This window comes from Ferrovibrio terrae, assembly GCF_943371255.1.
Lineage (GTDB): Bacteria > Pseudomonadota > Alphaproteobacteria > Ferrovibrionales > Ferrovibrionaceae > Ferrovibrio > Ferrovibrio terrae_B.
In genome coordinates this window covers 1-22,074 of the sequence record NZ_CALRUC010000046.1, presented here as the reverse complement: position 1 = coordinate 22,074, position 22,074 = coordinate 1, and the positions used below count along the sequence as shown (strand labels likewise).

Annotated in this window: 22 protein-coding genes; 11 read left to right on the top strand and 11 right to left on the bottom strand. The window is 65.2% G+C overall.

Going from position 1 to position 22,074, the window contains the following annotated elements:
• Window positions 1–152: 152 nt before the first annotated feature.
• Genes AAG799_RS11605 through AAG799_RS11590 form a run of 4 tightly spaced genes read left to right on the top strand, consistent with a single transcriptional unit; the run spans window position 153 to window position 4,002 of the window.
• Complete coding sequence (locus tag AAG799_RS11605; protein ID WP_341895996.1) at window positions 153–1,253, top strand: polyamine ABC transporter substrate-binding protein; 1,101 nt, start codon at window positions 153–155, stop codon at window positions 1,251–1,253.
• Window positions 1,254–1,256: 3 nt separating this feature from the next.
• Window positions 1,257–2,342 carry an ABC transporter ATP-binding protein gene (locus tag AAG799_RS11600; protein ID WP_341895995.1) on the top strand — a complete coding sequence of 362 codons (1,086 nt, stop codon included), beginning with the start codon at window positions 1,257–1,259 and terminating at the stop codon, window positions 2,340–2,342.
• Entirely contained in the window at window positions 2,339–3,202 is an 864-nt protein-coding gene (locus AAG799_RS11595) for an ABC transporter permease (RefSeq protein WP_341895994.1), read from the top strand. Before AAG799_RS11600 ends, AAG799_RS11595 begins: the two co-directional genes overlap by 4 nt.
• Before the next feature lie 11 nt (window positions 3,203–3,213).
• Window positions 3,214–4,002, top strand: coding sequence for an ABC transporter permease (locus AAG799_RS11590; RefSeq protein WP_341895993.1), 789 nt, complete (start codon window positions 3,214–3,216; stop codon window positions 4,000–4,002).
• Here AAG799_RS11590 and cobD read toward each other — a convergent pair.
• Complete coding sequence (gene cobD / locus AAG799_RS11585; RefSeq protein WP_341895992.1) at window positions 3,992–5,047, bottom strand: threonine-phosphate decarboxylase CobD; 1,056 nt, start codon at window positions 5,045–5,047, stop codon at window positions 3,992–3,994. The genes AAG799_RS11590 and cobD overlap by 11 nt on opposite strands.
• Here cobD and cbiB point away from each other — a divergent pair.
• Window positions 5,028–6,047, top strand: a complete 1,020-nt coding sequence (gene cbiB / locus AAG799_RS11580) for an adenosylcobinamide-phosphate synthase CbiB (protein WP_341895991.1) — start codon at window positions 5,028–5,030, stop codon at window positions 6,045–6,047. The two genes, cobD and cbiB, sit on opposite strands and share 20 nt — an antisense overlap.
• Here cbiB and AAG799_RS11575 read toward each other — a convergent pair.
• Genes AAG799_RS11575 through glmU form a run of 6 tightly spaced genes read right to left on the bottom strand, consistent with a single transcriptional unit; the run spans window position 6,031 to window position 13,169 of the window.
• Window positions 6,031–7,491, bottom strand: coding sequence for a cobyric acid synthase (locus tag AAG799_RS11575; protein WP_341895990.1), 1,461 nt, complete (start codon window positions 7,489–7,491; stop codon window positions 6,031–6,033). The genes cbiB and AAG799_RS11575 overlap by 17 nt on opposite strands.
• A 7-nt stretch (window positions 7,492–7,498) precedes the next feature.
• Window positions 7,499–8,023: a bifunctional adenosylcobinamide kinase/adenosylcobinamide-phosphate guanylyltransferase gene (gene cobU, locus AAG799_RS11570; RefSeq protein WP_341895989.1), complete on the bottom strand. Its 525-nt coding sequence runs from the start codon at window positions 8,021–8,023 to the stop codon at window positions 7,499–7,501.
• Window positions 8,023–9,378, bottom strand: a complete 1,356-nt coding sequence (gene gor / locus AAG799_RS11565; protein ID WP_341895988.1) for a glutathione-disulfide reductase — start codon at window positions 9,376–9,378, stop codon at window positions 8,023–8,025. Before gor ends, cobU begins: the two co-directional genes overlap by 1 nt.
• Window positions 9,365–9,970, bottom strand: a complete 606-nt coding sequence (locus AAG799_RS11560; RefSeq protein WP_341895987.1) for a protein-tyrosine-phosphatase — start codon at window positions 9,968–9,970, stop codon at window positions 9,365–9,367. Before AAG799_RS11560 ends, gor begins: the two co-directional genes overlap by 14 nt.
• Window positions 9,967–11,793, bottom strand: coding sequence for a glutamine--fructose-6-phosphate transaminase (isomerizing) (gene glmS, locus AAG799_RS11555; RefSeq protein ID WP_341895986.1), 1,827 nt, complete (start codon window positions 11,791–11,793; stop codon window positions 9,967–9,969). The genes AAG799_RS11560 and glmS overlap by 4 nt, the downstream gene beginning before the upstream one ends.
• 11 nt (window positions 11,794–11,804) lie before the next feature.
• Window positions 11,805–13,169, bottom strand: a complete 1,365-nt coding sequence (gene glmU / locus AAG799_RS11550) for a bifunctional UDP-N-acetylglucosamine diphosphorylase/glucosamine-1-phosphate N-acetyltransferase GlmU (RefSeq protein WP_341895985.1) — start codon at window positions 13,167–13,169, stop codon at window positions 11,805–11,807.
• Window positions 13,170–13,297: 128 nt separating this feature from the next.
• Here glmU and gph point away from each other — a divergent pair, with 128 nt between their 5' ends.
• Both gph and AAG799_RS11540 read left to right on the top strand, forming a co-directional pair.
• Window positions 13,298–13,981: a phosphoglycolate phosphatase gene (gene gph, locus AAG799_RS11545; RefSeq protein WP_341895984.1), complete on the top strand. Its 684-nt coding sequence runs from the start codon at window positions 13,298–13,300 to the stop codon at window positions 13,979–13,981.
• Between the two features lie 114 nt (window positions 13,982–14,095).
• Window positions 14,096–14,386 (top strand): GIY-YIG nuclease family protein, encoded by a 291-nt coding sequence (locus tag AAG799_RS11540; protein WP_341895983.1) that lies wholly within the window; start codon window positions 14,096–14,098, stop codon window positions 14,384–14,386.
• Window positions 14,387–14,464: 78 nt separating this feature from the next.
• On the opposite strand, the gene AAG799_RS11535 is transcribed toward AAG799_RS11540, so the two are convergent.
• From AAG799_RS11535 to maiA, 3 genes are read right to left on the bottom strand one after another with little or no spacing between them, the layout of a single operon-like run.
• Window positions 14,465–15,859, bottom strand: a complete 1,395-nt coding sequence (locus tag AAG799_RS11535) for an ATP-binding protein (RefSeq protein WP_341895982.1) — start codon at window positions 15,857–15,859, stop codon at window positions 14,465–14,467.
• 14 nt (window positions 15,860–15,873) lie between these two features.
• Window positions 15,874–16,899 carry a TAXI family TRAP transporter solute-binding subunit gene (locus tag AAG799_RS11530; RefSeq protein ID WP_341895981.1) on the bottom strand — a complete coding sequence of 342 codons (1,026 nt, stop codon included), beginning with the start codon at window positions 16,897–16,899 and terminating at the stop codon, window positions 15,874–15,876.
• Window positions 16,900–16,903: 4 nt separating this feature from the next.
• Window positions 16,904–17,545: a maleylacetoacetate isomerase gene (maiA, locus tag AAG799_RS11525; protein WP_341895980.1), complete on the bottom strand. Its 642-nt coding sequence runs from the start codon at window positions 17,543–17,545 to the stop codon at window positions 16,904–16,906.
• Between the two features lie 230 nt (window positions 17,546–17,775).
• Between maiA and thiS the strand changes: the two genes are divergently transcribed.
• Entirely contained in the window at window positions 17,776–18,765 is a 990-nt protein-coding gene (gene thiS, locus AAG799_RS11520) for a sulfur carrier protein ThiS (protein ID WP_341895979.1), read from the top strand.
• A gap of 20 nt (window positions 18,766–18,785) precedes the next feature.
• Window positions 18,786–19,418 (top strand): DedA family protein, encoded by a 633-nt coding sequence (locus AAG799_RS11515; protein ID WP_341895978.1) that lies wholly within the window; start codon window positions 18,786–18,788, stop codon window positions 19,416–19,418.
• Between the two features lie 9 nt (window positions 19,419–19,427).
• Here the strand turns inward: AAG799_RS11515 and AAG799_RS11510 are convergent, their stop codons facing one another.
• Entirely contained in the window at window positions 19,428–19,871 is a 444-nt protein-coding gene (locus AAG799_RS11510) for a MarR family winged helix-turn-helix transcriptional regulator (protein ID WP_341895977.1), read from the bottom strand.
• A gap of 117 nt (window positions 19,872–19,988) precedes the next feature.
• Here AAG799_RS11510 and hppD point away from each other — a divergent pair, with 117 nt between their 5' ends.
• On the top strand, window positions 19,989–21,056 hold the full coding sequence (gene hppD, locus AAG799_RS11505; protein ID WP_341895976.1) for a 4-hydroxyphenylpyruvate dioxygenase: 1,068 nt from the start codon (window positions 19,989–19,991) through the stop codon (window positions 21,054–21,056).
• Window positions 21,057–21,100: 44 nt separating this feature from the next.
• A partial coding sequence (locus tag AAG799_RS11500) for a homogentisate 1,2-dioxygenase (RefSeq protein WP_341895975.1) occupies window positions 21,101–22,074 on the top strand: 974 nt, incomplete at its 3' end.

The following is a 22,074-nucleotide window of genomic DNA, read 5'->3' as shown; positions in this document are numbered from 1 at the left end:
CGCGATTCGATGACGAGGGGATGACAAGCTGGGGATAAGTCGGAGACAGCCGTGAATCTTTAATGACAATCCACAGCTGTGGAGCACCGCATCGACGGCGTTGCCCGGCAAAAGCCGGGTTGTCATAATCCGGCAACCCACTGGAGACTCGCATGCGCCTGACCCGCCTCCCCCTGCTCGCCACCGCCCTGCTCGCCAGCCTCACCCTCGGGGCGCCGGCCCAGGCCCAGCCCAAGGTGGTCAACGTCTACAACTGGTCGGACTATATCGACCCGCAGGTGCTGAAGGATTTCGAGGCCGAGACCGGCATCAAGGTGCGCTACGACGTCTACGATTCCAACGACACGCTGGAAGCCAAGCTGCTGGCCGGCAAGAGCGGCTATGACGTGGTGGTGCCGACGCAATACTACATGGCGCGCCAGGTGCAGGCCAAATTGCTGAAGCCGCTCGACAAGGCCAAGCTGCCGAATTTCGCCAGGCTCGACCCGGCGCTGATGGAGCGGCTGGCGAAATACGATCCGAACAACCAGCATGCCGCGATCTACCTCTGGGGCACCAGCGGCATCGGACTAAACCCCGACAAGATCAGGCAGCGCATGGCCAACCCGCCGGCCTATTCGCTGAAGATGCTGTTCGACCCCGAGCTGGCGGCGAAATTCGCCGATTGCGGCATCGTCATGCTGGATGCGCCGGATGAAATCATCCCGGCGGCGCTGAAATATCTCGGCCTCGATCCCAACGCCAAGGATGCCGCCAGCATTGCCAAGGCCGAGGCCGTGCTGATGAAGGTGCGCCCCTTCATTCGCAAGTTCCACTCCTCGCAATACATCAACGATCTCGCCAATGGCGATGCCTGCCTGGCCTATGGCTTCTCGGGCGATATCCTGCAGGCCCGCACCCGCGCCGAGGAAGCGAAGAAAGGCGTGCGCGTGCAGTATCTGCTGCCGAAGGAAGGCGCCCAGCAGTGGTTCGATGTGATGACCATTCCGGCCGATGCGCCGAACCCCGACAACGCCCATGTCTTCATCAACTACATCCTGCAGCCCAAGGTGATCGCCAAGATCACCAACAACGTGCAGTATCCCAATGCGGTGCCGGACTCGCTGGCGCTGGTCTCGAAAGAGGCCATGGCCGACAAGGATGTGTTCCCCGGTGCCGAGACGATCAAGAGCCTCTATACCGTGATCCCGTCCAACCAGGCCGAACAGCGCCTGCTGACCCGCGCCTGGACCCGCATCAAGGGCGGCAACTAGATCGTGCCATTGCTTCAGCTTGCCGGCGTCAGCAAATCCTACGGCGCCGAGCCCGCAGTAGACTCGCTCGACCTCAGCGTCGACGAGGGCGAGTCCCTGGTGCTGCTCGGCCCCTCGGGCTGCGGCAAGTCCACGCTGCTGCGCATGATCGCCGGGCTGGAAGCGCCGGACAGCGGCAAGATCCTGCTCGATGGCCGCGACATCACCGCCCTGCCGGCGCATCAGCGGCCGGTCAACATGATGTTCCAGTCCTACGCGCTGTTCCCGCATTTGAGCGTGCGCGACAACATCGCCTTTGGCCTGCGCCGCGAAGGGCTGGCGGCGGCAGAGATCGCCACCCGTACCGGCGAGGCGATGGCGATGCTGGAGATCACCGCCTTCGCCACGCGCAAGCCGCACCAGCTGTCAGGTGGACAGCAGCAGCGCGTCGCCCTGGCGCGTGCCCTGGTGAAACGTCCCCGCATGCTGCTGCTGGACGAACCGCTCGGCGCACTCGACAAGCGGCTGCGCCAACAGACCCAGGCCGAATTGCGCAAGCTGAACCGCCAGACCGGCATCACCTTCGTCTTCGTCACCCATGACAACGACGAGGCGATGGCGCTGGCCGACCGCATCGCCGTGATGCAGCATGGCCGCTTCCGACAGATCGATGCGCCGCGCCGCATCTACGACCGGCCCGTCGACCGTTTCGTCGCCAACCTGATGTGCGACACCAACCTGTTCAACGCCGCCGTCGAAAGCGGCAGCGGCGGCCTGGTGGCGGCACGCAGCGGCACCCTGCTGCTGCATTACAGCGCCGATGCCGACCGCCCGACCCGCAACGGCAGGCAGGAACTGGCGCTGCGCCTGGAGCAGATCGAGATTTCGCGCGACCCGCTGCCGCCCGCCCCCAATACTGCCTGCGGCATCATCACCGATATCGACTATATCGGCGACATGACCGGCATTGCCGTGCGGCTGGATGATGGCCAGATCCTGAAAGCCTCGCAGCTCAATGCCCTGCATGAACCGCTGCTGGAACTCGACCAGCAAGTCTGGCTCACCTGGGATGCGGATGCACTGGTGCCGCTGAAGGCTGAACCGGCATGACGGCGAGGCGCATCTGCCTGCTCTCCCTGCCGCTGCTGTGGACGGCGGTATTCGTCGTGGTGCCGCTGCTGCTGATCCTCAAGATCAGCTTCGCCGAACCGCTGCTGGCCCAGCCACCCTTCACCCCGCTGTTCGACAATGGCGCATTGCTGGCGCAGACCGGCAACTATGCCCTGCTGATGGAAGACGGCCTCTATGCCCGCGCGCTGGGCAACAGCCTGCTGTTCGCCGGACTGGCGACGCTGTGCTGCCTGGTGCTCGGCCTTGCCATTGCGCGTGCGGTGACTCAGGCGCCGAAAGCCTGGCAGCCTGTGCTGCTCACCCTCATCATCCTGCCGTTCTGGACCTCGTTCCTGATCCGCGTCTATGCCTGGATCGCATTGCTCAAGCCTGAAGGCCTGATCAATGCCGCCCTGCTCGGCCTCGGCGTGATCGATGCGCCGCTGGTGCTGGTGAATACCGGCTTCGGCGTGGTGCTCGGCATGACCTACAGCTACCTGCCGTTTGCCATCCTGCCGATCTATGCCAGCCTGGCCGGCCAGTCGCCGAAGCTCACCGAGGCCGCGATCGATCTCGGCGCCACGCCGCTGCAGGCCTTCTGGCTGGTCACCATCCCGCTGGCACGGCCCGGCATTCTTGCGGCCGGACTGATGGTGTTCATCCCGATGGCGGGCGAATTCGTCATCCCCGACCTGCTCGGCGGTTCGGCCACCGTGATGCTGGGCCAGACGCTGTGGACCGAATTCTTCTCCAACCGCGACTGGCCGATGGCCAGCGCGCTGGCCGTGCTGCTCACGCTGCTGCTGTTGCTGCCGGCGATGGCGCTGCAGCGGCTTGAACTCGGCAAGGCAAGCCGATGAACACGCCAAGAATGAGTGGGCTGAGCCGCCTCAATCTCGCTGCGCTGGCCTTGGGTCTCGCCTTCCTCTACCTGCCGATCCTGCTGGTGGTGGTGTTCTCGTTCAACGCTTCGAAACTGGTCACGGTCTGGGGCGGCTTTTCGCTGCACTGGTATGGCGTGCTGTTTTCCAGCCCGGCCTATCTGGAGGCCGCCCTGCATTCGCTGCAGATCGGCGCTGCCGCCGCCACACTGGCAACACTGCTCGGCACGCTCGGCGCGCTGGCGCTCACCCGGCTGGGCCGCTTTCCCGGCCGGCAGGTGTTTGCCGGCCTGATGCTGGCGCCGATGGTGCTGCCCGAGGTGATCCTCGGCGTGGCCACGCTGCTGCTGTTCGTGTCGCTGGATATCGAACGTGGACTGACCACGGTGATGATCGCCCATGCCACCTTCGGCGCCGCCTTCGTGCTGGTGATCGTGCAGGCCAAGCTGGTCAGCATCGACCCCGATCTCGAAGCCGCCGCGCGCGACCTTGGCGCCGGGCCGGTGCAGGCCTTCCTGCTGGTCACCGTGCCGGCGCTGCTGCCCGCGCTGGTCTCGGGCTGGCTGCTGGCCTTCACCCTGTCGCTGGATGACGTGGTGCTGGCGTCTTTCGTCAACGGCCCCGGCGCCACTACCCTGCCGGTGCGGGTCTACAGCGCGGTGCGGCTCGGTGTCTCGCCCGAGATCAATGCGATTTCCACGCTGCTGATTGCGCTGGTCAGCGTCTTTGTCATTGCCGCCAGCCTGCTCTACAAGCGCACGCTGACAGCTAGAGGTTGAAGCCCTTCAGCACCAGATCGAGGCGGCGCCAGAATTCTGCTTCATCGGCCGGCAGGCCGAAGCGCATCCAGTGCGGCTGCGCCTCGAAAATCCGCGTATGGATTCCCTGTCCGCGCAGGGCCAGCGCGAAACCGGCCGCAGCGCTGATCTTGGCCAGCCGGAACAGCGGCGTGCCACCCAGCACATGGATGCCACGGTCGCGCATCGCCTGATCGAACCGCCGGCTGCGCGCCCGCAGCTCGTCGCGCATCGCGGCCTGCCACGCACTGTCTCTGAGCGCTGCCGTACCGATCTCCAGTGCCGGGCCACTCACCGCCCAGGGGCCCAGGGCTGCACCGATCGCATCGGTCAACGCCGGCGGCCCGAGCACGAAACCCAGCCGCAGGCCGGCGAGACCGAAAAACTTGCCGAAGCTGCGCAGGATCACCAGGCCGGGTTTGCCGGCATCCATGCCCAGCGATGCCTCGGGCACCACATCGGCAAAGGCCTCGTCCAGAACCAGCCAGCCGCCGCGCGCGCTCAGCTCGGCATGCCAGCGCCGCAGCAGCGGCAGGCCCAGCGTGCGGCCATCGGGATTGTTGGGATTGACCGCCAGCAGCACGTCGATGCCGTTCAGGTTGCCCGGCAGGCTGTCGAGTTCGGTGACATCGTGGCCGGCAGCGCGCCAGACATGGGCATGCTCGGCATAGGTCGGCCCCAGGATGGTGACGCGCGCCCCAGAAGCAGATCGGGCTGACAGGCGCGGCAGCAGCTGGATTGCCGCCTGGGTGCCCGGCACGGCCACGATGCCGGCCTCGGCGGGCGCACCATAGGCCTGCCGCGCGGCCTGCAGCAGCGTCACCAGAGCTTCGGCGCCCGGCAGGCGGGTCCAGGCCTCGGCAGACAGCGGCGGCATCGGATAGGCCGCCGGGTTGATGCCGGTGCTGAGATCGAGCCAGCTGCCGGCATAGGCATCACGCAGGCCGCTGAGGTCGCCGCCATGCGCAACCGTCTGCACTGGTTGACGAACCGGCGCTGCCGCCGCCATGGTGGAATCCTGTTTCATCGGTGGCGATCTTACGGTGTACCCGGCTGCGATCAACCTCTGGCTCCTTGTTGTCGCGCTTGGCGTGGAGGCCGCGCTCGGCTGGCCGCAACCCTTGTTCCGCGCCATCCGCCATCCCGTGGTATGGATCGGCGCGCTGATCGGCGTGCTGGAGCAGCATCTCAACCGGCCGGCCTGGCGCGGCTGGCAGCGCCGGCTCGGCGGCATCATCGGTCTTGTCGTGCTGCTGGTTGCGGTCTGGTATGCCGCCAGCCTGATCCGCCACTGGATCGGTCTCTTGCTGCCTGCCGACGGCTGGATCGTGGAGGCCGTGCTGGCCGCCAGCCTGCTGGCGCAGCGCAGCCTGTGGGATCACGTCATCGCCGTGGCGCGCGGTCTGGAACAGGGTGGCCTGGATGGTGGCCGTGCGGCGGTCTCCATGATCGTCGGCCGCGACCCTGAAAGCCTGGACGAGCCCGGCATCTGCCGCGCCGCCATCGAAAGCCTGGCCGAGAATTTTTCCGATGGCGTGGTGGCGCCGGCCTTCTGGCTCGCCGTTGGTGGCCTGCCCGGCATCGCGCTCTACAAGGCGATCAACACCGCCGACAGCATGATCGGCCACAAGAGCGAGCGTTACCGCGATTACGGCTGGGCGGCGGCGCGGCTGGATGATCTGGTCAACCTGCCGGCCTCGCGCCTGTCGGCCCTGCTGCTGGTGCTGGCTGCAGCAGTCCTGCCGGGGGCTTCGGCCAATGCCGCCTTCGCCGCCGTCGAACGCGATGCCGGCAAGCATCGCTCGCCCAATGCCGGCTGGCCCGAGGCCGCCATGGCCGGCGCACTGGGCCTCAAACTCGCCGGACCGCGCCGTTATGCCGAAGGCTGGGTCGAGGATCACTGGATGGGGAACGGCCGCGCTGAAGCGACGGCCGGCGATATCCGCCGCGCGCTGAAGCTCTACGCCATCGCCGGGCTGCTGCTGTTCGGCGCGGCGCTCGCCGGCGCGCTTATCGTGCTGCCTTGATCAGGGCATCGACATCGAGATGCCGCTCAATGCCAGCGGCCAGGGCATCCAGAGCACTGTCCACCCCGGCCTCGTAACTGCCGGCCGCGATATCGCGGCCGCTCAGGTTCGATAGGAAAGCCGCCCGGAAGGCATCGGCGCTGAACAGGCCGTGCAGATAGCAGCCGGCCACGCGACCGTCGGCCGACACCGCGCCATCATGGCGGCTCTGCAAGCGCAGGAAGGGCCGCGCCGCATCGACGCCGGCGGTGCTGCCGACATGCATTTCGTAACCCTGCACCAGCTCGCCGGTGAAGCGCTCGAAGCCCTGCACCTGGGTCAGCGTCTTGGCCTTGGTCAGCACGGTATCCACCGCCAGCAGGCCAAGCCCCTCGACCGCTTCGGCCGGGCCCTCGATGCCGTTGGGATCGCTGATGCTGCGCCCCAGCATCTGGTAGCCGCCGCAGATGCCGAGCACGCGGCCGCCGCGGCGCAGATGCGCGGCCAGATCGACATCCCAGCCCTGCGCGCGGAAGAATTTCAGATCGGCGATGGTGGCTTTCGAGCCCGGCAGGATCACCAGGGCTGCATCGGCCGGCAGCGGCTGGCCCGGATTGACGAAGACCAGCCGCACGCTGGCATCCTGCCGCAGCGGATCGAAATCGTCGAAATTGGCGATATGACTGAGACGCGGAATGGCGATGACGATCTCGCCACTGCTGCTGTTGGGCTTGTCCAGCCCGAGCGCATCCTCCGCCGGCAGGCGCGCCACCTCGGGCAGATGCGGCAGCACGCCGAAGCTGCGCCAGCCGGTGCGCTGCGTGATGATCTTCAGGCCATCGTCGAACAGCGACGCATCGCCGCGAAACTTGTTGATGACATAGCCGGCCACCATCGCCATCTCTTCCGGCTCCAGCAGGGCCGCCGTGCCGACCAGGGATGCGATCACGCCGCCGCGGTCGATATCGCCCACCAGCACCACCGGCACATCGGCGCGGGTGGCAAAGCCCATATTGGCGATGTCGTTGGCACGCAGGTTGACCTCGGCCGGCGAGCCCGCGCCCTCGACGATGACGAAATCCGCATCGGCTTTCAGCCTGGCGAAACTTTCGGCCACGAAGGGCCACAGCTCGGCCTTCTTCGCCAGATAGCCGCGCGCATCCGATTGCGCATAGATTTTGCCCTGCACCACGATCTGGCTGGTGCGGTCGCCCTGCGGCTTCAGCAGCACGGGATTCATATGCACGCTGGTTGGCACATTGGCGGCGCGCGCCTGCAGGGCCTGGGCGCGGCCGATCTCGCCGCCATCGGCAGTGACGGCGGCATTGTTCGACATGTTCTGCGGCTTGAACGGCAGCACGCGATGACCGCGCCGCACCAGCGCACGGATCACGCCGGCACACAGCACCGACTTGCCGACATCGGAGCCGGTGCCCTGGAACATCAGGCTGCGTGCTTGCTTCATGCGGCGCTTACTTCAGCACAAGCGGCAGGCCGGCAGCCATGAAAATCGCATGATCGGCCGCCGCCGCCACCGCCTGGTTGAGCCGGCCCTGGGCATCGCGGAAATCGCGCGCGAGCTTGTTGTCAGGCACGATGCCAAGCCCCACTTCATTCGACACCAGCAGGACGGGGAATTTGACGCTGTGCAGCGCCGTCAGCAGGCCGGCGGTCTCGGCACCAAGGTCGCGGCCGGCATGCATGAGATTCGACAGCCACAGCGTCAGGCAGTCGACCAGCACCGCCCCGGTCTCCGACGGCAGGGCCTGCAGCACTTCGGCCACCGCGATCGGTGCCTCGAGACTGTGCCAGCGATCGCTGCGGCGCGCCTTATGCTCGGCGATGCGCGTCTTCATCTCATCGTCCCAGGCTTCCGCCGTGGCGATATAGACCAGCCGACCGTTACGCCTTTCGGCCAGCTGTTCCGCCAGCCGCGACTTGCCCGAGCGCGCGCCGCCGAGGATCAGCGTGATCCCTGCATCGGCGCGCACCTGCATCAGGGCTTCACCTTCTCGCGCATCGTGACGAATTCCTCCGCCGCGGTGGGATGGATGCCCACCGTGGCATCGAAATCGGCCTTCTTCGCGCCGGCCTTGATGGCGATGGCGATGCCCTGCAGGATCTCGCCGGCCTCGGCGCCGACCATATGGGCACCGACCACGCGGTCGGTCCTGGCATCCACCACCAGCTTCATCATCACGCGCTCCTGCCCGCCCGACACGGTGGCGCGCAGCGGCTTGAAACTGGTGCGGTAGATATCGACCTCGCCATATTGCTTGCGCGCATCGGCTTCGCTCAGACCCACGGTACCGACCGGCGGCTGGCTGAACACGGCCGCCGGCACATCGGCATGGTCAGGCGAGCGCGGCTTGTTGCCGAACACGGTATCGGCGAAGCAATGGCCTTCGCGGATCGCAACGGGTGTGAGATTGATGCGGTTGGTCACATCGCCCACCGCATAGATGTTCTCCACGCTGGTGCGCGAATATGCATCCACCACCACCGCACCGGCGGCATCGGTTTTGACACCGATCGCCTCCAGGCCCAGCCCGTCGGTATTGGGCTTGCGGCCGGTCGCCGCCATCACCGCATCGACCTCCAGGGTCGAACCATCGGTCAGATGCAGCAGCAGCGCCGCGCCCTGTTTCTCGATCTTGGTCACATCGGTCTTCAGCTTCAGGTCGATGCCGGTCTTGACCAGCTCGCCGGCCAGATGGTTGCGGATATCGTCATCGAAGCCGCGCAGGATCTGCTCGCCGCGATACAGCACGGTCACCTTGGAACCAAAGCCGTTGAAGATGCCGGCGAATTCCAGCGCGATATAGCCGCCACCGAGAATGGCGATGCGCTTGGGCTGGTCCTTGAGATGGAACACCTCGTTCGAGGTAAGCATCAGCTCGGCGCCGGGGATGGCCGGCTTGACCGGATGGCCGCCGCTGGCGATCAGGATTTTATCCGCCGTCACGGTCTTATCGCCGATCAGGACGGTATGCGCGTCTTTCAGCGTGGCGCGGCCATCGAAGGTCTTGGCGCCGGCATTCTCGAACAGGCCGCGATAGATCTTTTCCAGGCGGCCGATCTCGATATCCTTGGCGGCAATCATCTTCGCCCAGTCGAAGCTGGGCTCGCCCAGCGTCCAGCCAAAGCCGGCGGCCTCCTCAAAGGCATGGGCATATTCCGAGCCGTAGACCAGCAGCTTTTTCGGCACGCAGCCGCGGATCACGCAGGTGCCGCCATAGCGGTATTCCTCGGCCACGCCGACCCGGGCGCCGTAACCGCCGGAAATGCGGCCGGCGCGCACGCCGCCCGAACCGCCGCCGATTACAAAGAGGTCGAAATCATACGGGCTCATTCGGGTCGGATCCTTCCGCAGCATATTCCGCAGGCAATTCATGCCCACGACCGACGCTGGAGATCAAGGTCCGGACCTCGGGGTGCCGGTGGGCTACGGCAATGTGGTGCAGCCGGAGCGCTTCGACAAGCGTGCCGCCCAGGTTCAGCAGGCGGTCGGCATGGGCGATCATCACCGAATTGGGCCAGGCCTTGGGCCGGATATCGCCCAGGGCGGCAAAGATATCGGCGGCGCGGGCAGGGTTGCGCTGGGCCATCAGGGTGACGGCCGAGGCGGTCGAGCGCGACACGCCGGCATAGCAATGCACCAGCAGATGCCGCACCGGCTGGACCGCCAGCTTCTCGCCCACTTTCAGGATGGCGGCAACGTCATGCTCCGTCGGCATGCTGCGGCCATCCTGCTCGGTGACGATATCGTAGAAGCGGAATTCGTCGCGCAGGGCTTTGGGATGATGCACATAGCCGTCAGGCTGCGGCGTGCCGGGATCGAGGATGCCGAGGATATGCGTCACGTCGCCAGCAAACTGCTCCAGCTCGGCAACGCCACAGATGCTCACTTTAAACGGCAACAGGCCGCGTTCGACGACACTCATTCTACCGTCACCGACTTGGCGAGGTTGCGCGGCTGGTCCACATCGGTGCCCTTGAGCACGGCAACATGATAGGCCAGCAACTGGACCGGAATAGCGTAAAGGATCGGCGCCACGAAGGGCTCCACCTGCGGCAGCACGACAGTGGCAAAGGTGCGCTCGTCCACATGCGCCAGCCCCGCCTTGTCCGACATGAAGATCACCTTGCCGCCGCGCGCCATCACCTCCTGCATGTTGGAGATGGTCTTCTCGAACAGGCTGTCGCTCGGCGCGATCACGATCACCGGCACCTGCTCGTCGATCAGCGCGATCGGGCCATGCTTCAGCTCGCCGGCGGCATAGCCTTCGGCATGGATGTAGGAGATTTCCTTCAGTTTCAGCGCGCCTTCCAGCGCCAGCGGGAAACACGGGCCGCGGCCGATATACAGCACGTCGCGCGCATCCATGATCTTCTCGGCCAGCGCCTGCAGCTCCTCGTCATGGTTCAGCACTTCGGCGGCATGGGCCGGCACCTCGATCAGCGCCGCCATCAGGCGGGCGCTTTCTTCCTCGCTCAGCGCCTTGCGCGCACGTGCCACCGCCAGGGTGAAGGCGGCCAGGGTCACCAGCTGGCAGGTAAAGGCCTTGGTCGAGGCGACGCCGATCTCGGGCCCCGCCTTGGTCGGCAGCACGCCATCGGCTTCGCGCGCCATGCTGCTCTGCGGCACGTTGACGATGGCCAGCGTGCGACCGCCATTGGCCTTCACATAGCGCATGGCCGCCAGCGTATCGGCGGTCTCGCCCGACTGCGAAATGAAGATCGACAACCCGTTGGGATCGACCGGCGCCTCGCGGTAACGGAATTCCGATGCCACATCGACCTCGACGCCGATGCGGGCATAGCGTTCAAGCCAGTATTTCCCCACCAGGCCCGAGTAATACGACGTGCCGCAGGCGACGATGGTGATGCGGCTGAACTTGGCGAGATCGAGGCCGAGATCGGGCAGATGCACCCAGCGGTCGGTCGGGCTGACCACGGTGTTGATGGTGTCGCCCATCACCGCCGGCTGCTCGTAGATTTCCTTCAGCATGTAGTGGCGGTAGTTGCCCTTGCCGATCATGGCGCCGCTGATCGCGGTCGGCCGCACGATGCGTTCCACCGCCTTGTTCTCGGCATCGTAGAACTGCGCCGAACCACGGCTCAGCACCACCCAGTCGCCCTCTTCCAGATAGGCGATCCGGTCGGTCAGCGGCGCCAGCGACAGCGCGTCCGAACCCAGATACATCTCGCCATTGCCGAAACCGACGGCGAGCGGCACGTTGCGGCGGGCGCCTATCAGCAGGTCATCCTTGCCATGGAACAGGATGGCGAGCGCAAAGGCGCCGCGCAGGCGGCCCAGCGTCGCCTTCACAGCCTCTTCCGGCGACAGGCCCTCGATCAGGCACTGGTCGATCAGCCGAAGCGCCACTTCGGTATCGGTCTGGCTCTGGAATATATGGCCCTTGGCGATCAGCTCGTCGCCCAGCTCGCGGTAATTCTCGATGATGCCGTTATGCACCAGCGCGACGCGCTCGGTGGCATGCGGATGCGCATTGGCCTCGTTGGGCACGCCATGGGTGGCCCAGCGCGTATGGGCAATGCCGATCAGGCCCTGCAGCGGCTGTTCCTGCAGGCGCGCTTCCAGGTTGACCAGCTTGCCTTCGGCGCGGCGCCGCTCGATGGCGCCGTTTTTCACCAGCGTCGCCACGCCGGCGGAATCATAGCCGCGATATTCCAGCCGCTTCAGGCCATCGACCAGCAATGGCACCACATCGCGCGTTCCGATTACGCCGACAATTCCACACATACGCGATACTCCTACTTTGTCTTGCGGGTGGCGGCCTTGCGCCGGCGGAACACGGCGGCGACGCCGGGCTTGTCTTCCTGGCGGCCACGCGCGACGCTCAGGGCATCAGCCGGCACATCGCGGGTGATCACGCTGCCCGCCGCCACCATGGCGCCGTCGCCGATCTTCACCGGAGCGACAAGGGATGAATTCGAGCCGATGAAGGCACCAGCGCCGATATCGGTGTGATGCTTGTCGAAACCATCGTAATTGCAGGTGATGGTGCCGGCGCCGATATTGACCTTGGCGCCCACCCGCGCATCGCCGATATAGGTCAGGTGATTGACCTTGGCGCCGGCCTCGATATCGGCATTCTTCACCTCGACGAAATTGCCGATATGGGCGCCCTCGGCAATCCTGGCGCCGGGCCGCAGCCGGGCATAGGGCCCGATGGTGGCGCCCCGGGCAATCGTCGCGCCCTCGATATGGCTGTGGCTGCGGATCACCACATCGTCGGCCACGCTCACCTTCGGGCCGAACACCACGAAGGGTTCGATGGTGACATCACGGCCCAGCTTCGTGTCGCTGCGCAGATACACCGTCTCCGGCGCCGTCATGGTGACGCCCGCCGCCATGGCCGCCGCGCGCAGGCGCTGCTGCATGGCCGCTTCGGCGATGCTGAGTTCGCCGCGGGTGTTGATACCCATCACCTCGACCGGATCGGCCTCCACCACACGGCAGGTCCAGCCTTTCGCATTGGCATGTTCGACCGTATCGGTGAGCAGGAATTCGCCCTGCGGGTTTTTGTCGGAGAGTTTTTTCAGCAGCCCCGGCAGCCGCGCACCATCAAAGGCCATCAGCCCGGCATTGCACAGGCGCACAGCGCGTTCATCGGCCGCGGCATTCTTGAATTCAACGATCTTCTGCAGCGCACCCTTGCCATCTACGATCAAACGGCCATAGGCGGCCGGATCGACCGGGCGGAAACCGACGATCACCGCGGCCGGATCGGCCTTGGCACGGCGCGCGGCGAGCAGGCTTTTCAGCAGATCGGCGGTCAGCAGCGGCGTATCGCCATACAGCACCAGCACGTCGCCGGTGAATCCCTTCAGCGCCGGCATGGCCGCCATGACGGCATGGCCGGTGCCGCGCGCCGGATGCTGGATCGCCACCGTTGCCGGCGCAACAGCAGCCGCGACATCGTCCTGGCCTTTGCCGGTCACCACCACGATACGGTCGGGCCGCAGCACGGCGGCCGCGTCCAGCACATGGCGCAGCATCGCCTGCCCCGCCACCGGGTGCAGGACCTTGGGCAGTTTCGACTTCATCCGCGTGCCCTGGCCGGCTGCCAGAATCACCACGGCCAATGCTCGCGTCTTGGATGGCCGTTTCGCCATGCTTCGGTTCCGTGTACAAAAAACCCGATTCGCCGCATTTACGCGGGCGGACAGTGTCATAGCCGTGATAGGCAACGGAAATCAAATCGTCTTTCCGTCTGTTTCAGGGTCTTTCGAATTGTAACACCATGACTCGCAAGGCAATTCTCTTCGATCTCGACGGCACGCTGGTGGATACGGCGCCCGATCTGGCGGCCGCCACCGATTATGCGCTGGACCGTGCCGGCCGGCCGGCCATCGGCCTGGATGCGGTGCGCAGCATGGTGGGCGACGGCGCGCGCGCCCTGCTCGAAAAAGGGTTCCGGGCCAGCGGCGGCATGCCGGAGCCGGTCATGTTCGAAACGGCGTTCAAGGATTTCCTGATCTATTACGAACGCCATCTGGCCGATACCAGCCGACCGTTTCCCGGCGTCGCCACCTGCCTGGCCGCACTGGCCGAGCGCGACTATGCGCTGGCGGTCTGCACCAACAAGCCCGAAGGCCTGAGCCGCAGCCTGCTCGACCAGCTTGGCCTGAGCGATTTCTTCGGTGCCGTGGTGGGCGGCGACAGCCTGCTGGTGCGCAAGCCCGATCCCGGCCACATCCATGGCACGCTTGACCGGTTGATGGGGGACAGGCTCGGCACGGCCTTCGACTGGGCCGCCATGGTGGGCGATTCCGCCAATGACGTGAATGCGGCGAAGGCCGCCGGCCTGCCCTGCGTGGTGGTCAGCTTCGGCTATACCCAGATCGCGCCGCACCAGCTGGGCGGCGACCGCCTGATCGATCATTTCTCCGAGTTGTCCGACGCCCTCGCCGCGCTGGGCGGGTGAAGACTGGACTCCCGCTTGCGCGGGAGTGACGAGCTTTAGCATACATAAGTACTTATTTCGTCATGCCCGCGAAAGCGGGCATCCAGAATGACTGCCTCTTGGCATACTCCCGCCATGCGGCGACCCTGTGTCTATATCCTCGCCAGTAAGCGCAACGGCACATTGTATGTTGGCGTTACCAGCGATCTAGCCCAGCGGATATGGCAGCACCGCTCCGGTGCTGTTGACGGATTTTCAAAACAGTATGCCGTCTATCGCCTCGTTCATGCCGAATTTCACGACACCATGGCCGATGCGATCCTGCGCGAGAAGCGCATCAAGAAGTGGCGTCGGGCCTGGAAGCTGGCGTTGATCGAGGCAACCAATCCAGATTGGCGCGATCTTTATGACGATCTGTTGAAATAACCGTGTCGTTCCAGCGAAAGCGGGAACCCAGTGGATAGGCTGGACTCCCGCTTGCGCGGGAGTGACGAAAAAAAATAACTATTTGCCGCCAGCGGCCTGGAAACCTGTGATCACGCGTGACGGCGGCAGATGCACGCTGACGCGCGTGCCCTGGCCCGGTGTGCTCTGGATCTCCAGCCAGCCGCCATGCAGGCGCACCATGCGGTCGCTGAGCGGCAGGCCGAGCCCGGTGCCCGGTTGTGCGCGGGTGAGCGCATTCTGGATCTGGCCGAAGGGCTGCAGCGCGATCTTGATCTGCGCCGCGGTCATGCCGATGCCGGTATCGGTCACGCTGTAGGTGAAGCCGCCGCCCTCGGTGCTTTCACCCGCCAGCACGATGCTGCCCTCTTCGGTGAACTTCACCGCATTGGCCAGCAGGTTGATCAGCACCTGCAGCAGGGCGCGGCGGTCGGCATGCAGCTGAACCAGGCCGGCCCGTGGCCGCATCTGCAGCTGAACATGGCTGCGTTCGATCTTTTCCCGCACCAGGCGCACGGCCGCCGTCATGATCTCGTCGGCATCGAAATCCTGCTCGGCCAGTTCATACTTGCCGGCCTCCACCTTCGACAGGTCGAGGATATCGTTGATGATCGCCAGCAGATGCTCGCCGCTGGAATGGATGTCGCCGGCATATTCGCGATAGCGCGGGATGTTCACCGCACCCAGCATCTCGTTACGGATGATCGACGAGAAGCCAATGATGGCATTCAGCGGCGTGCGCAGCTCATGGCTCATATTGGCGAGGAATTCCGACTTGGCGCGATTGGCCTCCTCCGCCGAGCGCTTGGCGGCGAGCGCCGACAGTTCGGCCTGCTCCTTCAGCTCCACCACCCGGCGTTCGCGGAACAGCAGCAGGATCAGGCCGATCACCAGCATGGCGGCGAAGGCGGTCAGCAGGCCGACGCCATCGGCGAAACGGTCGAGCCGGCTTTCCTGGGTCTGCAGCATGCTGCGTGCCGTTTCACGCGACTGCTCCAGCAGCACGATCAGTCGCAGTTCGGCATCGCGGGCGCGCGACAGCATCAACGCAATCACCGCCGGCGAACCTGCTGCCTGCCCCGGCACGCCCTCGTCCAGCCAGCGCCCCAGATCCTGCAGCGCGGGGCTGGCGACGGCATGCATTCCGGCCGCCCCCACCATGTTGTCGAAATTGTAGTTGGCGCGCAGCGCATCGGCGCGGGCCCGCGCCGAAATCAGATGCGCCGCAACCCGCGTCCTGCCGCCGCCCTGCGGTTCGCGTTGCCAGGCCTCGATGGCCCAGGCCAGATTGGCGATCTCGCGGATCATGGTTTCCGCATCGCGCTCCTGGTCCAGCAGCGTCACCGGCAGGTCGCGCGCCACCGAGCTGAGCGTATTCTGCACATAGAGCGCGACCCCGAGAGCGCCCAGCACAATGAGTGCGACGATGATGGTGATCCGGTGGCGACCCAGCATGGCGATGACGCAGCTCAGTTGGCGATCAGGCCGCGGGCGCGGTAAAAGCGCTCGGCACCGGGATGCAGCGGGATGCTGCGGCCGGTCAGGGCTGCGTCGAAGCGGATGTCGCTGCCGCGTGGATGCCCGCCGGCCAGGATGGCGCCGCCGCGCGCGCTCCACATCGCCTCCAGCATGCCACGCACCAGCTCCTCGGGCAGGTCGGCGCGCACGGCCAGCTGGGCACCCACCATCAGGGTGGTCACGGCAGACTGCCCGGCATAGGCATTGGCCGGAATGCTGCCAAAGCTGAGGAAGGGATTTTGCCGGATCAGCCGGCCTGCCGCCTCAGCATCGATCCCGAGCAGGCTGGCCTGGCCGCTGGCCAGCGCATCGCTGACGGCCCGCGTCGGCCAGCCGGCGACAATGAAAAAGGCATCGAGCTGGCCGGCCTGCAGACGCGGCAGGGCCAGGTCCGGCTTGATATAAACCGGCTTCAGGTCGGTCTCGGACAGATTGTAGATGCGCAGCAGGTTGCGCACATGCACCAGGGTGCCCGAGCCGGGCTCGTCCATCGCCACGGTGCGGCCGCGCAGATTGGCGATGGCCGTGATCCGGGCCTCGCGGCGCGTCACCACATGCATGGCTTCCGAATACAGGTGAGCGACAAAGCGCAGGCGCTCCTGCCGCGGCTTGCCGGCAAAAATCTCCTTGCCGTTATAGGCCCAGTCGGCGACATCGGCCTGCACCAGGGCCATCTCGATCTCGCCATTCTGCAGCGCGGCGACATTGGCGACCGATCCATTGGAGGTCTGCGCCACGGCCACCACGCCGGACAGGCCGCAGCGGCCATCGCGCGCATCCGCCGCCACGCAATCGGCACCCAGCGGCGTCTCGCTGACCGTGCGGGCGATCAGGCTGCCGATCGGGAAATACGTGCCGCTCTGGCCACCGGTGCCGATACGCAGCAGTCCTGCCGGGCTCTGCGCCCAGGATGCAGGCACGGCCAGCAGCAGCGCCAGACCTGTCGCGATGGCGATGACCCTGCCGCGTGATCTCATCCGCTTATTCGACATCCGGCTGCTGGGCTGGCGACGCGCTGGCGAAAGCCTCGAGCGCCTGGCAGGCGGCATCGATCCGCACCACGGTGGGGCAGCGCGAGAGATCGGCCTTGAAACGGCGGCCATTGGCCACCTGCGGCACCAGGCAGAGATCGGCCATCGTTGGCGTATCGCCATGGCAGAAGCGGCCGGTCTGCGGGCTGGCGGCCAGCATCGCCTCCACCGCCTGCAGCCCCTCTTCCACCCAGTGGCGATACCAGGTGTCTTTCTGTTCCTCGCTGACGCCCAGCGTGCCGGTCAGGTAGCGCAGCACGCGGGGATTGTTGAGCGGGTGGATTTCGCAGGCCACCGCCAGCGCCAGGGCGCGCACCCGGGCCCGGCCGAGCGGGTCTTTGGGCAGCAGCGGCGGTTCCGGCCGGATATCTTCGAGATACTCGATGATGGCGAGCGACTGGGTCAGCGACGCGCCGTCATCGGTCACCAGCACCGGCAGCAGCTTCTGCGGGTTGATCGCGGCAAAGGCGTCGGACAGCTGTTCCAGCTTGGCAAGATGGATAAAGGTCTGATCGTAGGTGAGACCCTTGAGATTGAGCGCGATCCGGACCCGATAGGCGGCCGAGGACCGGAAATAGCCGTACAACAGCATACTTGCCTCCTGCTGACGGTGATTCTAGCCCAGTCGCCGTTATGTTACAAAGCCTTGATGGCTTTAGGGGGGCTGCCCGAAAGGGTTGCCGCGACAGCACTGCGCGCTCTATTGTCGGCGCGCCGCCGCACCCCCATCTGAAGGGGGCCTTCTCACGAGGGCAGCGGGACTGGCGCGGGGGACTTCGAAGTGGGCAGCCCAATTTGGGGCAGACAGGGTAACGTTTGGATATGCGCCTGACCATCAACGGCGAGATGCGGGACGTGACGGGGTCGGCCACGGTGGCCGAGCTGTTGTCGGTGCTCGACCTCGATGCGCGCAAGATCGCCATCGAGCTGAATCGCGAGATCGTGCCGCGCTCGGCCTATGCCGCCACCGGCCTGAATGACGGCGACAAGATCGAGATCGTGCATTTCATCGGCGGCGGCAACGCTCCGCTGCCTGCCGGGCAAGACGACTATTTCGAAGTCGCGGGCCAGCGCTTCCGCTCGCGCCTGCTGGTCGGCACCGGCAAGTACAAGGATTTTGAAGAGACCAAGCTGGCCATCGAGGCCTCGGGTGCCGAGATCGTCACCGTTGCCGTCCGGCGCGTGAATGTCACCGACCGCAACAAGCCGATGCTGGTCGATTACGTCGATCCGAAGAAATACACCTACCTGCCCAACACGGCCGGCTGTTTCACCGCCGACGATGCCGTGCGCACGCTGCGGCTCGCCCGCGAGGCCGGTGGCTGGAAGCTGGTGAAGCTGGAAGTGCTGGGCGACCAGAAGACGCTGTATCCCGACATGGAAGCCACGCTGGCCGCCACCAAGCTGCTGGTGAAGGACGGCTTCGACGTCATGGTCTATTGCGCCGACGATCCGATTGCCGCGAAGAAGCTGGAGGAGCTGGGCGCCTGTGCCATCATGCCGCTGGCCGCGCCGATCGGCTCCGGGCTCGGCCTGCAGAACCCGGTGACCATCCGCATCATCATCGAGAATGCGAAAGTGCCCGTGCTGGTCGATGCCGGCGTCGGCACCGCTTCCGATGCCGCGGTCGCCATGGAACTGGGCTGCGACGGCGTGCTGATGAACACCGCGATTGCCGAGGCGAAAGACCCGATCCGCATGGCGCGCGCCATGAAGCTGGCGATCGAGGCCGGTCGCCTCGCCTACCAGGCCGGCCGCATGCCGAAAAAACTCTACGCCGACCCTTCATCGCCGCTCGCCGGCCTGATTTGACCGCGCGAGGCTGACAGACCGTGCCCGATATCGATATCTACCACCTGATCGAACAGTATCGTGAGTGGTTCTACATCATCACCTTCGTCTGGACCTTCCTGGAAGGCGAGACGTTTGTGATCTTCGCCGGTGCCGCGGCCAGCCAGGGCCTGCTGCACATGTACTGGCTGATCGCCGCCGCCTGGCTGGGCAGCTTTTCCGGCGACCAGCTCTATTTCTGGATCGGCCGCAATTACGGCCACCGGCTGCTGAAGCGCTTCCCCAAGCTGCAGGGCGGCGTCAATGTCGCGCTCGACATGCTGCACAAATACCATGTCGGCTTCATCCTCAGCTTCCGCTTCATCTATGGCGTGCGCAATTTCTCCTCGCTCGCCATGGGCATGAGCCTGATCTCCTGGCCGCGCTTCGCCGCGCTGAACTTCATCGCCGCCGGCCTGTGGGCCAACGCGTTTTCCTGGGGCGGCTACCTGCTCGGCGTCGCCTTCGAGGCGGTGCTGGGCGATATCGCCAAGGATTTCGGCCTGATCATGCTGGGCATCTTCGCCCTGGTCGGCACCGTGCTGTTCTTCGTGCATCGTCGCGGCAAGAAGAACTTCGAGGCCAAGGTGGCCGCCCAGCAGCAGAAGCAGGTCACCCCGCCGACGTCGGAGTGAGGCGACAGCCTACAGGCTGTCCATCTTGCCATTCAGCTTGTCGATGATGCGGTCCAGCTGCGCTGCTTCATCGGCCGTCAGCACGGTCAGCAGGTCGCGCTCGAAGCCCAGCGCCAGCGGCGCGATCTCGGCATAGACCGTCTGGCCTTTGGCGGAGAGCGTCAGCCGCGACTTGCGCTTGTCGCCCTCGTCGCGCACCCGGCTCAGCAGGCCCTTGTGCTCCAGCGCCGCCACCGCGCGGCTCACCGTCACCTTGTCCATCGCCGAGCGTTCCACCACGTCGTTGGCGGTCAGGCCCGGCGTGCGGCCCAGATTGGCGATCACCCGCCATTCCGGAATGCCAATGCCGAAGCGGTCGGCATAATGGCGCGACAGTGCGCCGCTGATGCGGTTGGTCACCACCGACAGCCGGTAGGGCAGGAAGCGGTCGAGATGCAGTGTTGTTTTCGGCATTTCCCCTGCTTTGCCGCCGGTCGGAGCGATCCGATACGGCCGGCCTTGAATTTAGTTTCAATTGTAACTAATATGCGACTCAACCGCAATATCGCATTCCCGGGAGGATAGTTCCCCATGGCCGACCTGTTCGACAACCCGATGGGCACCGACGGTTTTGAATTCATCGAATATGCCGCGCCCGAGCCGGCCAAGCTGGCCGCCCTGTTCGAGCGCATGGGCTTCCAGGCGGTGGCGAAGCACCGCTCCAAGAATGTGACGCTGTATCGCCAGGGCGATGTGAACTTCATCCTCAATGCCGAGCCCGCCAGCTTCGCCCAGAGCTTCGCCCGCATCCACGGCCCCTCGATCTGCGCCATGGCCTTCCGCGTCAAGGATGCCGCCAAGGCCTACAAGCGCGCCGTCGAACTCGGCGCCTGGGGCGTGGAGAACCATGCCGGCCCGATGGAGCTGAACATCCCCGCCATCAAGGGCATCGGCGACAGCCTGATCTATCTGGTCGACCGCTATGGCGCGCGCGGCACCATCTACGATGTCGATTTCGTGCCCATCGAGGGCGTGGAGCGCAACCCCAAGGGCGTCGGCCTGACTTATGTGGATCACCTGACCCATAACGTGCATCGCGGCCGCATGGGCGAATGGGCCAGCTTCTACGAGCGCCTGTTCAATTTCCGCGAGATCAAGTATTTCGACATCGAGGGCAAGCTGACCGGCCTGAAGTCGAAGGCGATGACCAGCCCCTGCGGCAAGATCCGCATCCCGATCAACGAAAGCTCCGACGACAAGTCGCAGATCGCCGAATACCTGAATGCCTATCACGGCGAGGGCATCCAGCATGTGGCGATGGGCACCGACGATATCTACAGCACCGTCAGCGCGCTGCGCAGCCGCGACCTGCCCTTCCAGTCGACCAACGATACCTATTTCGACCAGGTCAACGACCGCCTGCCCGGTCATGGCGAGGATGTCGCCCGCCTGAAGGAATTGCAGATCCTGATCGACGGCGCGCCGACCAAGGGTCAGGGCCTGCTGCTGCAGATCTTCACCGAGAATGCCATCGGCCCGATCTTCTACGAGATCATCCAGCGCAAGGGCAATGACGGCTTCGGCGAAGGCAACTTCAAGGCACTGTTCGAGTCGATCGAACTTGACCAGATCCGCCGCGGCGTACTGAAGGCCAATTAAGAAAAACCAAGTCCCAAAAAGAATTATATCTAGGAGGACATGCCATGGGTAAAAACTGGATTCCGATGAGCCACACCGAGGGCGACGCCGCGAAACAGGCCCATGTCGCCCTGCCCGAAGGCACCTATGAGCGCGAGATGGGCAAGGAGGGCTTCTTCGGCCCCGCCGCCCATCTCTATCACCAGAATCCGCCGACCGGCTGGATCGACTGGGAAGGGCCGCTGAAACCCCGCGCTTTCGACACGGCGCAATTCGCCGATGCGGTCGACTGCCCGTGGAAGGCCAAAACGCTGCTGAGCAACAGCCATGTGAAATACCGCCACATGCTGATGGTGCAGGCGATGGATCATCTGGTGCGCAACGGCGACGGCGATGAGCTGCTGTTCGTGCATGACGGCGAAGGCGAGCTGTTCTGCGACTTCGGCCATCTCTCCTATTCGGAGGGCGACTACATCATGCTGCCGCGCGGCAGCATGTGGCGCCTGGAGCCGAAGAGCCCGAGCAATATCCTGCTGATCGAGGCGACCAACGACAGCTACCGCCTGCCCGACAAGGGCATCGTCGGCCCGCATGCGATCTTCGATCCCGCCGTGCTGCAGATTCCGAAACTGGATGAGGCCTACAAGGCACAACAGCAAAAGCCCGGCAACTGGCGTGTCGTCATCAAGCGGCGCGACCAGCTCTCCACCGTCACCTATCCCTACAATCCGCTCGATGTGGTGGGCTGGAAGGGCGACCTCACCGCGGTCAAGCTGAACTGGCGCGATATCCGTCCGCTGATGAGCCACCGCTATCACCTGCCGCCCAGCGCGCATACCACCTTCCTGGCCTCGCGCTTTGTCATCTGCACCTTCGTGCCGCGCCCGATCGAAAGCGACCCGGAAGCCCTGAAGGTGCCGTTCTTCCACAACAACGACGATTACGACGAGGTGATCTTCTATCACAAGGGCAGCTTCTTCAGCCGCGACAACATCCATCCCGGCATGATCAGCCTGCACCCCTGCGGCTTCCCGCATGG

What these genes read in the sequence shown, in the direction of transcription:
- cobD (WP_341895992.1), bottom strand. Translation starts at nt 5,047, where the DNA reads ATGAAACAGGATTCCACCATGGCGGCGGCAGCGCCGGTTCGTCAACCA.
- cbiB (WP_341895991.1), top strand. Translation starts at nt 5,028, where the DNA reads ATGGTGGAATCCTGTTTCATCGGTGGCGATCTTACGGTGTACCCGGCT.
- hppD (WP_341895976.1), top strand. Translation starts at nt 19,989, where the DNA reads ATGGCCGACCTGTTCGACAACCCGATGGGCACCGACGGTTTTGAATTC.
- AAG799_RS11605 (WP_341895996.1), top strand. Translation starts at nt 153, where the DNA reads ATGCGCCTGACCCGCCTCCCCCTGCTCGCCACCGCCCTGCTCGCCAGC.
- thiS (WP_341895979.1), top strand. Translation starts at nt 17,776, where the DNA reads ATGCGCCTGACCATCAACGGCGAGATGCGGGACGTGACGGGGTCGGCC.
- AAG799_RS11590 (WP_341895993.1), top strand. Translation starts at nt 3,214, where the DNA reads ATGAGTGGGCTGAGCCGCCTCAATCTCGCTGCGCTGGCCTTGGGTCTC.
- glmS (WP_341895986.1), bottom strand. Translation starts at nt 11,793, where the DNA reads ATGTGTGGAATTGTCGGCGTAATCGGAACGCGCGATGTGGTGCCATTG.
- AAG799_RS11575 (WP_341895990.1), bottom strand. Translation starts at nt 7,491, where the DNA reads ATGAAGCAAGCACGCAGCCTGATGTTCCAGGGCACCGGCTCCGATGTC.
- AAG799_RS11560 (WP_341895987.1), bottom strand. Translation starts at nt 9,970, where the DNA reads ATGAGTGTCGTCGAACGCGGCCTGTTGCCGTTTAAAGTGAGCATCTGT.
- maiA (WP_341895980.1), bottom strand. Translation starts at nt 17,545, where the DNA reads ATGCTGTTGTACGGCTATTTCCGGTCCTCGGCCGCCTATCGGGTCCGG.
- AAG799_RS11535 (WP_341895982.1), bottom strand. Translation starts at nt 15,859, where the DNA reads ATGCTGGGTCGCCACCGGATCACCATCATCGTCGCACTCATTGTGCTG.
- AAG799_RS11540 (WP_341895983.1), top strand. Translation starts at nt 14,096, where the DNA reads ATGCGGCGACCCTGTGTCTATATCCTCGCCAGTAAGCGCAACGGCACA.
- cobU (WP_341895989.1), bottom strand. Translation starts at nt 8,023, where the DNA reads ATGCAGGTGCGCGCCGATGCAGGGATCACGCTGATCCTCGGCGGCGCG.
- glmU (WP_341895985.1), bottom strand. Translation starts at nt 13,169, where the DNA reads ATGGCGAAACGGCCATCCAAGACGCGAGCATTGGCCGTGGTGATTCTG.
- AAG799_RS11595 (WP_341895994.1), top strand. Translation starts at nt 2,339, where the DNA reads ATGACGGCGAGGCGCATCTGCCTGCTCTCCCTGCCGCTGCTGTGGACG.
- AAG799_RS11510 (WP_341895977.1), bottom strand. Translation starts at nt 19,871, where the DNA reads ATGCCGAAAACAACACTGCATCTCGACCGCTTCCTGCCCTACCGGCTG.
- AAG799_RS11530 (WP_341895981.1), bottom strand. Translation starts at nt 16,899, where the DNA reads ATGAGATCACGCGGCAGGGTCATCGCCATCGCGACAGGTCTGGCGCTG.
- gor (WP_341895988.1), bottom strand. Translation starts at nt 9,378, where the DNA reads ATGAGCCCGTATGATTTCGACCTCTTTGTAATCGGCGGCGGTTCGGGC.
- gph (WP_341895984.1), top strand. Translation starts at nt 13,298, where the DNA reads ATGACTCGCAAGGCAATTCTCTTCGATCTCGACGGCACGCTGGTGGAT.